General features: G+C 38.5%; 9 protein-coding genes. 4 read left to right on the top strand and 5 right to left on the bottom strand.

Going from position 1 to position 15,192, the window contains the following annotated elements; translation table 11 throughout:
• Window positions 1-12: 12 nt before the first annotated feature.
• The 5 genes from ABEG20_RS12695 to ABEG20_RS12675 all read right to left on the bottom strand — a co-directional run bounded on the left by ABEG20_RS12695 (window position 13) and on the right by ABEG20_RS12675 (window position 11,581).
• Window positions 13-1,497, bottom strand: coding sequence for a RagB/SusD family nutrient uptake outer membrane protein (locus tag ABEG20_RS12695; RefSeq protein ID WP_406823706.1), 1,485 nt, complete (start codon window positions 1,495-1,497; stop codon window positions 13-15).
• Window positions 1,498-1,508: 11 nt separating this feature from the next.
• Window positions 1,509-4,523: a SusC/RagA family TonB-linked outer membrane protein gene (locus ABEG20_RS12690; protein WP_406823705.1), complete on the bottom strand. Its 3,015-nt coding sequence runs from the start codon at window positions 4,521-4,523 to the stop codon at window positions 1,509-1,511.
• Window positions 4,524-4,896: 373 nt separating this feature from the next.
• The gene (locus ABEG20_RS12685) at window positions 4,897-7,776 is read right to left on the bottom strand and encodes a triple tyrosine motif-containing protein (RefSeq protein WP_406823704.1); all 2,880 of its coding nucleotides are present in this window, start codon (window positions 7,774-7,776) and stop codon (window positions 4,897-4,899) included.
• Window positions 7,777-8,060: 284 nt separating this feature from the next.
• Window positions 8,061-8,996: a rhodanese-related sulfurtransferase gene (locus ABEG20_RS12680; RefSeq protein WP_406823703.1), complete on the bottom strand. Its 936-nt coding sequence runs from the start codon at window positions 8,994-8,996 to the stop codon at window positions 8,061-8,063.
• A gap of 137 nt (window positions 8,997-9,133) precedes the next feature.
• Window positions 9,134-11,581, bottom strand: coding sequence for a DUF5686 and carboxypeptidase regulatory-like domain-containing protein (locus tag ABEG20_RS12675; protein ID WP_406823702.1), 2,448 nt, complete (start codon window positions 11,579-11,581; stop codon window positions 9,134-9,136).
• Between the two features lie 243 nt (window positions 11,582-11,824).
• Between ABEG20_RS12675 and kbl the strand changes: the two genes are divergently transcribed.
• From kbl to ABEG20_RS12655, 4 genes are all read left to right on the top strand, one after another.
• Window positions 11,825-13,012 carry a glycine C-acetyltransferase gene (gene kbl, locus ABEG20_RS12670; RefSeq protein ID WP_406823701.1) on the top strand — a complete coding sequence of 396 codons (1,188 nt, stop codon included), beginning with the start codon at window positions 11,825-11,827 and terminating at the stop codon, window positions 13,010-13,012.
• A gap of 148 nt (window positions 13,013-13,160) precedes the next feature.
• On the top strand, window positions 13,161-14,201 hold the full coding sequence (pheS, locus tag ABEG20_RS12665) for a phenylalanine--tRNA ligase subunit alpha (RefSeq protein WP_406823700.1): 1,041 nt from the start codon (window positions 13,161-13,163) through the stop codon (window positions 14,199-14,201).
• Complete coding sequence (locus ABEG20_RS12660) at window positions 14,201-14,611, top strand: hypothetical protein (protein WP_406823699.1); 411 nt, start codon at window positions 14,201-14,203, stop codon at window positions 14,609-14,611. The genes pheS and ABEG20_RS12660 overlap by 1 nt, the downstream gene beginning before the upstream one ends.
• A 1-nt stretch (window position 14,612) precedes the next feature.
• Window positions 14,613-15,188 carry a TetR/AcrR family transcriptional regulator gene (locus ABEG20_RS12655; RefSeq protein WP_090501759.1) on the top strand — a complete coding sequence of 192 codons (576 nt, stop codon included), beginning with the start codon at window positions 14,613-14,615 and terminating at the stop codon, window positions 15,186-15,188.
• Window positions 15,189-15,192 lie beyond the last annotated feature (4 nt).

Raw genomic sequence — 15,192 nt, 5'->3', positions numbered from 1 at the left:
TCAATTAAGCGGTTAATAACCTGGGTTTTGTGTTAATGTTCCTGCGCTTATGTCTATTTCGTTCGAAGGGATTGGCCATACTTCATTTTTATTTGCTTTCCATCCCAATGGACCAAATACTGTTGCGGCGCGTCCCTGACGGATCACATCAAAATAACGGTCGTATTCCATCGCCAATTCAACAAATCTTTCTTTCCAGATGGCTTGGCGTAAAACCTCCTTATCATTACTGGTTACATCAGGTAGAACACCTGCAACCCCACCTCTGGCGCGGGCACGAACGCGGTTTAACGAAGTTTTAGCCAGCGCTGTATTTCCCAGCTCGTTTGCTGCTTCGGCATTCATTAGTAAAACCTCGGCAAAGCGCATTACCCTTACATTCTGTTGTGCGCCCTGATTAAAACTGGTATTGATTAAATTGAAAGGAACATATGGTTTTTGGCTATACATTGGATTTGGTACAGTAACAGGGATTGGGTCTCCTTGTGGGGTTGTTTCTCCTCTGAAGATAATTGTTGCATCTCTCCGTACGTCTCCAGGCTCGTAAGCTGCTGCTAGTGTAGCGGTGGGTACATTTAGCCCGTAACCGGCCACTGTTCCTCTAACACCTTGTATTTGGCTATATTGAGAAGTAGCGGAGCCTGCAATACTTGGAATGATTTCGCATTGGATTTCAAATACTGACTCAATGTTATTTTCATTATTCAGGCGGAAACCCTGTTCGTAGTTAGGGAATAAATCATAACCCAAAGTCATTACGGTATTGGTGTACGATAATACATCGGCCCATTTCTGTTGGTACATGGCCACTTTTGCGTGCAATGCCAATGCAGCCCCTTTTGTAGCCCGACCTATATCAGCTGAAGGGTATGATTGAGGCAATACAGCTGCAGCATCATTCAAATCCTTTTCAATCGCTGCATAAACCTGTGCTTTAGGCGTTCTAGGAATATTAAACTCTGAAGCATCTTTTGGAACGTTTAAGCGTAAAGGCACATCACCATACGCTCGAACCAGCCTGAAATATGAATAAGCACGCACAAACTTCGCTTCTGCAAGATAACGTGCTTTAAGGCTTGCGTCCATACTAATATTTGGCACATTGTCTAAAACCTGATTACATAAGTTAATATTTTTGTATTGTCCGTTCCAAAAACCTTGCAATTGTCCTTCAGTAGCAGTTACCGAAAAATCATTATAGCTGTTGTAATAGGTCGCATCATTAGGATCGCTGCCTTTTTCAGCATCATCTCCCCCAACACTTTCAATAGCAATAGCCGGAAAGCCTGTGTTATCGTTACTACGAAGGATGGCGTAAATGGAGTTTACAGCTTTTGTGGCGTCATCTGCCGACTTCCAAAAAGTAACCGCAGGCTGTTGTGCCTGTGGATCTACATCTAAAAAACTTTTTTTACATGCAGGTAAAACGAAAAGACCAGAGCATAAAGCAATAAGCCCAATCTTTTGTATATAATTATTTTTATGATTTATTTTCATTGCTTTATTTGTTAGAAAGTAACTTGAAGGCCAAATCTGTAGGTAGCAGCTAAAGGATATACAGTAGCATCAATTCCGGCGTTTGTAGGCGTACCGCCAATTTCTGGAGTGAAGCCTTTATAGCCAAATAAATTGATTGCATTTTGTGCATCAGCAAAAAATCTTACCCTTTGTATTTTCCATTTGCTGGTTAGCAAAGAAGGTAGGGCATAGCCAAGCTGAATGTTTCTAAGGCGTATATATGAGCCATCTTCAACATAAAATGAATTCGGAGCCGCATTTGCCGTTTTACCTATTGCCGCTGAAGGATAGGTGTTGGAAGTTCCTGCACCATGCCACCTGTTATCGTAAAAGTCTTTACTAAAGTTTTCATTGCCGAAACGGTAAGCAAGATTGGCATTGTAAACATCAACACCTGCCACACCCTGGATATCTATACTTAGATCGAAATTTTTATAGCCAAAAGTTGTATTTAAACCATAGGTAAATTTAGGGTTTGGATTTCCTAAAACAATACGGTCCCTACCATCAATTACTCCATCGCCATTTTGGTCTACGTATTTAAAATCGCCAGGTTTAGCACTTTTTTGAGCAGATGCTGCAACTTCTGCTGTGGTTTGGAAAATGCCATCTACCTTATATCCAAAAAATTCTCCAATAGCACCTCCTTGTATGGTACGTGTTGCCAGTGCACCGTTTGCAATGCCTGCACCACCAGAATAAATCGGGTTCAAGCCTGTTACTACAGATAATACTTTGTTTTGGTTGATACCGATATTTCCACTAACTGAATAGCTAAAACCATCCTTGGACTGATCTGCATAGGTGGCTAAAAATTCGAAACCACGGTTTTGGAAGTCGGCCTGGTTACCGATCAATTTTCCTGATGCAGTACCGATAGAACTTAATACAGGTATTTCGAAAATAGCCTGTTCGGTCCTTTTGTTGTAAACACCTGTTTCAATGCTTAAACGATTATCTAAAAATTTAGCTTCCAAACCTATGTCAGTACCTGTTGTACGCTCCCAGTTTAAGAAAGAAGGCACTAAAGAGTTCACATTTGCGCCGGTATAACCTACACCGTTATAAAAGGCAACCAAATCACCACCCTGTGAAACGGTTAAAGTAGTAGGGTTAATAGGTACACCTGCGTTACCCACTTTACCCCATGATCCTTTTAATTTTAAATAGTTCACTACTTTCTGATCTTTCATGAACTCTTCACTGCTGATTACCCAGCCTGCACCAACTGCAGGGAAATTGCCCCAAAGATCTCCACCTCCATAAAACTGTGATGCACCATCCCTACGGATTGTTGCATTTAATAAATAACGGTCTTTATATGAATAGTTAACACGGCCAAAATACGAAGCTGAAGTATTTAAACTTCCGCCATCTACTACGGTGCGTGTTGCAGCAGTACCTAAGGCCAGATATAAGTCTCCGTCACTTGAATAAGGAACATTAAATGCCGTTGAGTTGATGTAATAAGATTTCCTTCTCTGGGCGGTTGTACCTGCCAGTACGGTAATATTATGATCACCAAAAGTATTTTTGTAAGTTAATGTGTTTTCTAAAATCCAATTCCTGGTTTCTGATCTGTTGATACTCAGTGTACTTTGTGTTGTTCTCTGACCCTGTGTCGCGGAATAAAGCGGTACATAGTTTCTCACTTCATTCTGTCCAAAATCGCCACCTGCACTTGTTCTAAAAGTGAAATTTTTGGCTATGGTTAATTCTGCGTATACACTACCGGTAAAGCGATAATTTTTTGATTTTTGATTGTAATAATCTATCGTAACCTGTGGATTAAAGTTATTACCGCCACCTAAACTGAAGTCATTTGCATCACCATAAGTTCCATCTGCATAATAAACCGGAACAACAGGACCGGCAGTATATAACTGGCGGAAAATAGCTCCATCAATATCATTTGTATTAATTGCTGTACCAGATACAGTATAACCAATTTTTAAAGGCTTTAATACTTGAAAATCATTCGATAGTTTAGCCGTATAACGTTTATAATTTTGGGTTTTGACAATTCCGTCTTCATTGGTATAACCTAGCGAGAAGTTATATGTTGTTTTCTCTGTGCCGCCATTTACCGAAATCTGGTGATTGGTTTGAAGCGCATTTTTAAATACCTGATTGTACCAATTTGTACCATTACCAAAAGAAGATGGATTTGCAAATAATGGGTTAGCATCATTATAGGCAGATAACTCATTGATTATGGTAGCATACTCCGTTGCATTGGCCATTTCTACCTGGTTAGTTACAGCTTTAAAACCTATAGAACCATTATAACTCACTGTTGGCTCACCTGTTTTGCCTTTTTTGGTCGTAATTAAAACCACACCATTTGCTGCACGTATACCGTAGATAGATTGTGATGATGCGTCTTTTAAAATACTTAAGTTTTCAATATCACTTGGATTTAAGAAACTTACATCATCATACCAAACGCCATCAACAACATATAAAACGCCTGTATTACCGTAAACTGTTCCAGTACCACGGATGGTGATCTGTGGCGAAGAACCTGGTGCACCATTGTTGGTAATCGATACACCAGCAACCTTACCCTGTAATGCACTAACCGGATTTACAGAAGCCTGCTTAGAAATTTCCTCTCCTTTTACCGAAGCTACCGATCCAGTAACATCAATTTTTCTTTGTGTACCATAACCCACTACCACAACCTGCTCTAATTGTTGTGTTGAAGATACCAATGATACGTTAATGGTAGTTTGATTGTTTACAGCCTGCTCTAGTGCTGTGTAGCCTACAAAGTTGAATACTAATGTGGCATTTGCTGGCACACTAAGTGAGTAGTTGCCATTTACATCTGTTTGGGTGCCACCTTGTGTGCCCTTGATTAAAATAGATACGCCTGGCAATGGGGTCTTGTCACCGCCATCGATTACCTTACCTTTTACAGTAATGTTTTGCGCTAATGCTACGTTAATTGTTAGCAAACAAAATGCAGCGAGAACAGAAATTCTTGTAAAGATTCTTTTCATGCTTTATTATAAATTTAGTTTAATTGTTAGTTAAAAGTGAGGTTGTTTTTGTGGATGTGCAAGTGATTTTACCTCTACATTAATACATCATCAAGGCATGTGGGGTTACACAGATACATAAACCAAACGTGATTTTAGGCCAAAAACACAGTTTTTTTAATTTTAACAAAACATTAACACTTAAGCAAGTGTAAAAAGTACACCAAGTATTTTGTGGGGTAATTAAAAACGTTATGAGAGGTAATGATGTAGTGCCTAATGGCAAAAAAAGTTAATAGAATGAGCAAAAATCGTTTTTAAAGAAACTGTTTCATATATGAAGATCTGTTGTTTTTATGATAATTTACCGCGCAAATTGGAGAAATAGAAAAAGCTAAAGTTCCATTAAAAATTCGGTTAAATTTTTGTCGTGTGGTACTTCAAGTTTTTTGCGCAAGCGGTATCTGCGGATTTCTACCCCTCTTAAACTGATGTTCAGTAACGATGACATTTCCTTGCTGCTCATGTTCATCCTTAAATAGGCGCAAAGTTTTAAATCATTCGGAACCAGATCAGGATGCTGCGCCTTTAACTTTTTAAAGAAACTTTCATGTGCTTCGTTAAAACTATTTTCAAACAGGTGCCAGTCACGTTCATCATTCATCCCATCATTTATTACTTTCTGAATTTTGCGGGTCTGCTCATCAGAAAGTTTCTTTCCATTTTCATCTTTCAGCTTGGTAATGTCGTCAGCCAGTTTTTGGAGCAACTCGTTTTTATAAACCAGTGTCATGGCCGAGTTGGCCAACTCCCTGTTTTTCGAAGCCAGTTCGGCCTGCAGTTTCTCTGTTTGTAATTTAATAATCTGCTTTTCGCTGATTTCGGCTTCCTGCCTAAACTTTTCCTGTTGTTCGGCCTTCAAGCGATCGGTAATTTTTTGACTATCGCGCAGCAGTTTCCTTTCATATATCTTTTTACCTGAGATTAAAACCACCACAACCAAAATGGTGTATAATAAAATGGCCCAATTGTTCAGGTACCATGGGCGTAGAATGGTAAATGTATAACTCGTTTCAGAACTTACGGTATTGTCGTCAACTTTTGCCCTCACTTTAAAAGTATAGGTGCCTGCGCTTAAATTGGTGAAATCTTTCTGCGTTGCGTAAGTCCAGTCAGACCAGGTGTGGGAGTAACCTTCCAGGTAAAACTGATATCTTACTTTAGCCTGCCTGTAATAAGGCAGGGAGTAGGAGATCCGGATATTATTTCTGCTGTTATGGATTTCTGTTGCTTCTTCATCATTTCCAGCTTCGCTGATCAGTGTGAATTTATCAGTAATATCTTCTACACGCCTGATTAAAACAGCGGGCAGCTTTTTCTTTTCCTGATTAAGCTGGGCGGTTGGATTATAGATTACAAAACCATCATCAACACTGATCAGGTAAATTGAGTTACTGATGCGACTGATATTTTCATAGTATTGCACCATCCGGCCATCCAAAATGCTGAATTGATTCGAATCAATGTCTACCTTACCAGGCTCGCTGAAGTTAACCAGTGCAGTTTTACCATGATTAATAAACCAGTATTTTTTACTGCCTGCAGGTATAATTTTGTTGGAGGTTTCAAAAGAGCCCAGGCTTTTATTCAGCACTTCATATTTGGTGAATTTATTGCTTAGTTCATCATAGGTATAAAAACCTGCATCAGATGAAAAAACAAGCCGATTCTCCAGGTTGAAAATGTTAATATTATAATTACCAGGTAAACCATTCTTCTCATCGAAATATTTAGTACTCGTTACTTTGGTGTAATCCGGACTAAGGTTTAGTTTAAATAAGCCTTTGTAGGCATGGCCAACCCAGATATCGCCCCTGTTATCTTGTTCTACATATCTTGAAGGCGCTGCAAAACCAGCTATTTTGTTTGAAAACTCTAATCCTGCAGCTGGCGACTTGGTAAATAAAGATAAGCCTGTGTAAGTTCCCTGAATAAGGTAATTTGGGTTTGAATTTAATCTCTTAATGGTCCACCCACCTGCCGATCTTGATATCCATTCGATTTTGTCGCCCAGGACTTTAAATGTACCGCTGTTATGACCGCAAATTAGCTCATTATCTATAATGGCCAGCTCCCAAACCTGGCCCTGCGAATTAGGAATTAATCGGAAATTGAAAGGCAGAAGATTATCTGGCGACCATTCGCTGTAAAACAAACCCTGATTAGTGCCGAGGTAAATTTTATTGTTGAAAATAATACTGGAATAAACGGTTCCAAACTGACCTGTTTTATCAAAATAAAAATATAATGGTGAATTAAGTTCTATACGGTCAATGCCATTATCCAGCCCAGTCCACAGGTTTTGCTCGTTATCTGCATATAGGCTTAAAACTGTATTATTCTGTAAACCGCTTGATTTATTGATCCGCTGCACTATTTTTCCATTTTCATCTATTATGATCAAACCGTTGAGAATGGTTCCATATGCGAAATACTTGCCCAGTAAACTTACTCCGTTGTTAAGCTGGTAGGTTTTTAGGTAATGATTTGCAGGTGTGTTTAAAGGTGTAAAATCTTTACCATCGTAAGTAAATAATCCCTGTTTACTGGTTCCAATAATCAGGCCCGTAGTCTTGTAAGGAAGAATAGATAATATGCCCTCTTTACCTAGCTTTCCACTATTAGGGATAAAAACTAATTTATTGCCGCTCAGTTCAAATAAGCCTTTTTCCAGTACTTCGATAAAATACCTGTTGTTTACCTTGTGCAAAAAAAGAAATGAAGAGGGTGATTTTATGACCTCAATTTTGTTGTTTTTATAGATCAATATTTTGGAAAAGGACTGGAAAATTATCCTGTCCGGATCAACATAGATTTTCCATACTTCGTCATCTATTTTTATACCTTTCGGCAACAAATTGGTAAGCGAATGGTAGCTTAACTTATTGTTTTTAACGGCCCAGTAGCCAAACTCGCCAAAGCTACCAGTATAAATTTTTCCTTTGTTATCGGTGGCAACCGCTCTCACAATCTGTCGGTTTGGCATTAGGTATTTCTGCCAGTAACGTCCATCAAAAGTTAATAATCCTTCCGCATTACCGAAGTACATTACACCATTTTTATCTTTAGCTATGCTCCAGTTCTGGTTTCCAGACGAATAAGTGGCTTTTGGGTAATTTTCGATGTAGGGAACGCCTATACTTTTAATTTCCGCTGCGCTGGCATTTATAGTAAAGAAGGATAACAGTAATAAAAACCTGAAGTAGTTTAGCATAAAAAGGTAATTGGGTAAACCTATTATGGTACAAAGTAATGAAAAATTGTTAAAATAGGCGGGTGGTGGCAGATGTAAACGAATCAGGTGAGAAAAAGATTGAAATTTCTAGAGTTCCGAAAAATACCGTCATTTCGAGCGGAAACGATCGCTATCGGTGCACCGAAGTCGAGAACCACGAAGATGCTCAGCGAAGCTAAATCTATCTCAACAGAGCTCTCCGTTTCACTGCGTTTCATCTGATAGCTATCGGATCGGGATGATGGTCTTTCTATTTGTTTTCTTTATCCTTTCGCCACCACCGGCTGCGGAACCTTCACATAATAACCGGTACCATCGTAAGGGCGTTTGCGGGGATTGGTTGTACACGCTACCGAGCAGCAGCCCTGAAGCTGTTCACCGCAGGCATCGCATTGGGTAATGTGTTCGTTGCATTCTGGATTGGCACAATTGATCATTTTGGGTGTAGTAACCCCACAATTGTAACAAACTGAAACTACCGTTGGGTTAACCTGGTTTACATCTACAGCTATGCGATTATCAAATACATAACATTTGCCTTCAAAATCTTTTCCGCCTGCTTCCTTACCATATTTAATAATACCGCCATGCAATTGGTAAACATCATTAAATCCATGGTGTAACAATAGGGCAGATGCTTTTTCGCATTTAATCCCACCTGTGCAGTAAGTTAATATTTTTTTGTCTTTATATTGGGCAAGTTGATTAATCTGCTCTGGGAAATCACGAAAATTCTCGATATCAAGCGTTAGTGCGTTTTTAAACTTACCAAGATTATGTTCGTAGTTAGAGCGTACATCAAGGATTATTACATCCTCATCATCCTTCATTTTCATGAAATCGACCGGTTCTAAGTGTTTACCCGTTTGTTTGTTGGGATCAATAATGGTCGTATCCCTTAAACCCGAGTGTACAATTTCCGATTTGTAGCGGCAATGCATTTTCAGGAACGAAAGCTCTTCTACATCATCAATTTTAAATTCCGTTTTGGCAAACCTTTCATCGGCATGTATAGCTTTCATGTAAGCTTCGCAGGCTTCTGGAGTACCAGATACGGTGCCGTTTAAACCTTCGTCTGCAACAATAATCCGACCTACAAGACCCAGAGATTTACAAAATTTAAGATGATCGGCAGCAAATTGTTCAGCCTCTGCTATGTGGCTATAGCAATAGTAAAGTAGTGTTTGATATTTTTTCATAACGCTGTTGATACCGTTGCAAACGGCGTTTAAAGCGCAGCAAAGATAAGGGAATTATGTAAGATGTAAAAATGGAAAATGTAAGATGGATAATGTATGGCCTGTCATTATCCATCTTACATCAAACATTTTCTATACTAAAATCCATAAGCGATCCTAAACCCCTGCGTTAGCTTACGTCCGCCATCATAGGCAAAGCCATAACTGGCGCGCAATACCAGGCGTTGGATACCAAAATAGAATTCTTTGTAATTCCGTTTTTCGGGAGAAGATAAATAACCTCCACCAATAAATTCTTCCAGCTTTGCTTTACGCAACAAGGGAATTTTATTCATAAAGAATCCCGCAAAATTATGTTCCAGGTGGGCTTCGAAATATTGTTGATTGGTGCTGAACTGGTAAAAGTCCAGATACTGAAACTTTCTCAAATTAGGAGGAAAAATGGTGGAAATATTACCAGCGAAATGCTTGAAATCAGGGTAATACATGTTTTTGTTGTTCAGGAATTTGCCCACGCCAGCCAAAAACGAGGTATATCCCCATAATCCCATTCCAATTCTATCTTGAGATACTTCCAGTTTTACAAAGTCGTAGTCAATATCACTGTTCAGTACACCATGAAAGCCTTTTTTATACAATAACGTAATTTTTGGAAACTTCGATTCGGTATAAAACTTACCATCCGGACGGGTAATGTACTGCTGTCCGAAAGTATAGGTTAAACTTGCCGTGGCACTGAAAGAATTATAGGTTGGGAAAAGCGGCTTGTCTTCTGTTGGGTTGAATGGGTTATTAGATGTGAATTCGCGGTCTTTCGCATCTATAAATTTAAACGTAGTGTTATTGGTGAGGCTTTTATTCCTGCTGTAATCTACAGCCAAACTTCCTTGCAGGCCCGAGATCAGTTCGCGGGTGGTATTAATGTTTATAAAACTCTTTTCGTAAAATTTGGCGAAGTTTTTTTCATACAATAGTGAGTTGATGGTATTGCCCAGCTGTGTCATAGAACCCAGATTGTTCAAATCAAATATGCCGTTTCCAAATGAGGCACCTATACTTGCCCGTTTAAGCGGGTTGTAGTAATAACTTCCGGTTAAGCTTCCGGTAAGCTTCTGGTTAGCGAAACCATACCTCAACTCAGGTCTAATGGAATAAGATCTTCTGTTCTCAAAATCTTTCCGGTAGGTAACGCCATATTTTATAGCAAATCCTTCTACCGTATTATAAAATATTGCTTTTAATACAGGGTCGAAGCTCCAATATTCTTTGTCGTACCGGTCATTGATACTTACCCCTCTAAGTAAAAGCTTACCTATTCCGAATTTATTATTTTCTCTTTCAAGAGAGTCGAGATATTTTTTCGATTCTTTCAGCTTCGCTATGCTATCTTTTTTAACATAATTGATTTTTTCATCTTCTGTTAGCGGGATAGGCCGGTTGTTTTTCCAATAAATGGAATCTTTTTTATTTACCATTTCGGTAACCTTTAAGATTTCCCCGTTGAAAAAGTTTTTTGGGAATTTGGGGTCAAGGTTATAATTGCTATAAATCCCAACATAATAACCTGCTATTTTAAATCCCAGCACATTGCCTCCAAATTTAAAATTAATGGCTGTAGGCATATACGCTTCATTAACTTTAGTAAACTGCTGGCTAATGTGCAGTGTATCAATAAAGTTAATACCTGCGTTTTTGGTCAGGTAAACATCGGTATTGTAAATTCTCCAGCTATCATCAATAATATAAATAATCCCCCTGAAAACCGGATCGTTTTCCCGACGTGGAATCACTTCTATTTTATGGATGATTTCCCCATTCTCATTGCTTTCGCCCAACAATTTATATTTATAATAAAAGAGGGCATTATCTGCAATAGGCGAAATATATCCCCTAGCACTTAATTTATTTTCAAGCAGGTAATTGTCGTAAAAATTGACAATCAGATCTGATGCCTTGTTAAAACTAAATGTATTGTTCCTCCCGGCAACTTTTGATGAGATCATTTCCTCATGTACCTCATTGGGCCGTCTGAAATTAAATTTGCTCTGCGATTCTGAAAGATAAATAATACCTCTTCGGTTGGTATCCAACTCTAAAATTTTCTGTATATCCTGTCCGAAGAATTTTTTAGGTGCGCCTTTTAACCGTTGCACTCCTTTAATATATACATCACAGCTAAACGCTTTCACTTCATTCAAGTGTACTTTTCGTTCCCGAATAGCATTGCGTATAATGGCATAGGCCGGATCTTCCGCATTGGCCGTGATATTCACATTTTCTAAAGTATAACTTTCTGATGTTAAGGTAACGTTGAGTGACTGATCTGCCGATAAATTGATAATATGATCTTGCTGTTTAAAACCAACAGCCCTAAAACTTAGTGTATATTGGCCGTTTTTTAACTTCAGGGCGTATTTTCCATCAATATTTGCCGATGTTCCCTTAGTGGTATTTTTTAAATAAATTGTTGCGAAAGGAATAGCTTGTCCGCTATTATCTTTAACCATTCCGGTAATGGTAGATTGTTGGGCTAAAATTATATTGGTAAAGCTGCAAAAAAACAGGAGCGATAAAATTCTTATCATATGTTAGGTTAGTAAGCTATAAATATCGAATAACTTTAACACTATACACATAGGTTGGTGTTAAAGTTTGTTAAGATCGAAAAAAAATAACCGGGATAAATGGTTTTTAAAAATTCGTCACACTAATGCTGATCTGATCAGTTAAAGATTTACACGCAAAATATAGGGATAAAATTGCCTTTTTAGGTCGGAAAAGACTTTTTTTTATAACTTTGACGTCAAATCAACCATATAAAAAAGGCCATGTACAAAACATTACAACCTGTTCTCCAAAAGGAACTTGAAGAAATTGAAAACGCTGGATTATTTAAACGTGAACGTATCATCATTACCCCCCAGGGTGCCGACATTAAAGTAAGCGGTGGTCATGAAGTGATTAACTTTTGTGCTAATAATTATTTAGGGCTTTCTTCTCATCCAAAAGTAATAGAAGCAGCTAAAAAAGCAATCGACGATCATGGTTATGGAATGTCTTCTGTACGTTTTATCTGCGGTACACAAGATGTGCACAAGGAGCTTGAAGCAAAAATTTCTAAATTTTTAGGTACCGAGGATACTATTTTATATGCTGCGGCTTTTGATGCCAATGGTGGCGTTTTTGAGCCATTATTTAATGCAGAAGACGCTATTATTTCTGATGAATTAAACCACGCATCAATTATAGATGGGGTTAGATTGTGTAAGGCACAGCGTTTCCGTTATAAAAATGCCGATATGGAAGATTTAGAGAAACAATTAATTGCGGCTAAAGATTGCAGACACAGGATTATTGTTACCGATGGTGCCTTCTCTATGGACGGATCTGTAGCTCCGCTGGATAAGATTGCAGATTTAGCCGATAAATATGAGGCATTGATTATGATTGATGAGTCGCACTGTACTGGTTTTATTGGTAAAAACGGCCGTGGAACACATGAGCATTTTAATGTGATGGACCGGATCGATATCATTACCGGTACTTTAGGTAAAGCTTTAGGCGGTGCATCTGGTGGTTTTACCTCGGGTAAGAAAGAAATTATCGATATGTTGCGCCAACGTTCGCGTCCTTATCTGTTCTCTAATACCTTGGCACCGGCAATTGCAGGTGCATCTATTGCAGTATTGGACATGTTGAGCGAAACCACCTCATTAAGGGATAAATTAGAAAAAAATACAAAATATTTCCGTGAAAAAATGACGGAGGCAGGTTTTGATATTAAGCCTGGTTTTCATCCAATTGTTCCGGTAATGTTATACGATGCTAAAATTGCCCAGCAATTCGCTGCTAAAATGTTAGAAGAAGGAATTTACGTTATCGGGTTCTTTTATCCGGTTGTACCTCAGGGCAAAGCCAGAATCCGTGTGCAATTATCTGCCGCGCATGAGCAACATCATTTAGATAAGGCCATTGCCGCATTTACTAAAGTGGGAAAAGAATTAGGCGTAATTTAAAACGTATAGATCTATTATAATTACAAAAGCCGCTTCAAGCGGCTTTTGTGCTTTACGGGTTCATTTTCTTTTATAATGATATTGTAAACAGATTATTTGAACCGGCTTACCCTAAAATTATTAGATAATTTGCTGTATATTTGAAGCCATGTTACAGGACAAAATAACACAATATACCGAGAAAATTAATGCTTTCGTAACTGAAAAAGCAGATGAGTTAGAGCAATTCCGTATTAAATATTTAGGAAGCAAAGGCATCATAAAAGAGATTTTCGACGAATTCAAATCTGTTTCTGTTGAAGAAAAAAGGTCGTTGGGAAAGGTTTTAAACGAGTTTAAACAACTGGCCGAATCAAAATACCTTACTTTAAAAGAGGCAACAGAAAGTACCGATACTAAAAGCGAAAGTTCGCAACTGGATTTAACTTTGCCGGGCGAGGGTTTCGAGATTGGCTCACGCCATCCTTTAGCCCTTGTACGTAGAGAAATTGTAGAAATTTTTGCCAAACTGGGGTTTACTGTAGCAGAAGGGCCTGAAATTGAAGACGATTGGCATAACTTCTCGGCCCTAAACTTCCCTGAAGAGCATCCTGCAAGAGATATGCAGGATACTTTCTTTATTAAAAAAGGAGGTGAGAAAGGCGATATTGCTCTACGTACGCATACCTCATCGGTGCAAGTACGCATGATGGAGCAGGGCCAGCCACCGTTCAGGGCCATTATGCCAGGCCGTGTTTACCGTAACGAAGCCATTTCTGCCCGTGCACACTGCTTTTTCCATCAGATAGAAGGGCTGTATGTGGATGAAAATGTATCATTTGCAGATTTAAAGCAGACTTTGTTTTATTTCGTGCAGGAATTATACGGGGAAGGTACAAAAGTGCGTTTCCGTCCGTCATATTTTCCTTTTACCGAACCCTCGGCAGAGATGGATATTTCCTGTACCATTTGTAAAGGTGCTGGCTGCCAGCTTTGTAAGTACAGTGGTTGGGTAGAAATTTTGGGTTGTGGCATGGTAGATCCAAATGTTTTGGAAAACTGTGGTATTGATTCAAAAAAATACAGTGGTTTCGCATTCGGAATGGGGATAGAACGTATTGCCAATCTAAAGTATGAAATTAAAGACCTGCGTTTATTTTCAGAGAATGATGCACGTTTCTTAAAGCAATTTAAATCTGCTTTAATTTAATGATGAAATATCTATATAGTATATTGTTTATACTCCTGATGGTTACGGGTTGCGGTAAAGACCAGGGTTTTATTCCTGACGTACCTGTAAACTATAATGTAACAATAACGGAGTTCAGCTTAAAGGCGGTAAACAATGTCTTAGTTGTTTCAAACAATGGAGTGGGTGGATTGCTGATTGTAAAAACACCGCTTGGAGGCTATGTTGCCTTCGATCGGTGCAGCACGGTAAACCCGGAAAAGATTTGCAAGGTAGTACCAGATGATAATGGCATAACGGCTACCGACCCTTGTTCGGGTGCTAAATTTTCACTACTTGATGGTAGTCCGCAAAAAGCACCTGCCGAAAGAAGCCTAAAAGCCTATAATATTTCTTTGCAAGGCAACATATTATTACACGTAAGCAATTAAAATGGAAGCTGAAAAAATAAAAGAAACAGTAAAAAAGGCTGCCAAAGAATTATTTAGAAAATACGGTTATCATAAAACCAGTGTAAATGAAATTGCAAAAAAGGCCCGCATAGCCAAAGCAACTATTTACAAATATTTTGAGAGTAAAGAGCAGGTTTTAGATAGTATCCTGATGGATTACCTGGATCAGAACCTTTATGAGATATTAAACAATAAAGTAAGTTACGCTTCAGAAGAAGAACACTTGAAAGCATTGGTAATGAAAACAAGCCGTTTATCATTTACTGCATGTAATGAGTTTATCGGCTGGGATTTTGTACGCGAAAATGCAAACTCACAAGAGTTTTTGAAACATTTATCAGATCAGCTTGAAGCTTTATTGTTGGCCGCTTACCTGCAATTGGATAACTTTAAAAATAACCCGGCACGAAGAGAAGGACTGGCATTTTTGCTAAAAGCAAGTAAAAGTATTGTATTTTCATTTGCATTTACTTCGGTTAGCGATTCTGATGTGCGTAAAAACTTTGTGAGTTTTCAGAAAGAAATACTGCCATTTTTGGTCAAGGCAGCACTATAAAAAA

It is taken from the genome of Pedobacter sp. KACC 23697 (assembly GCF_045348445.1).
Lineage (GTDB): Bacteria > Bacteroidota > Bacteroidia > Sphingobacteriales > Sphingobacteriaceae > Pedobacter.
This window is presented reverse-complemented; position numbering and strand designations above follow the sequence as displayed.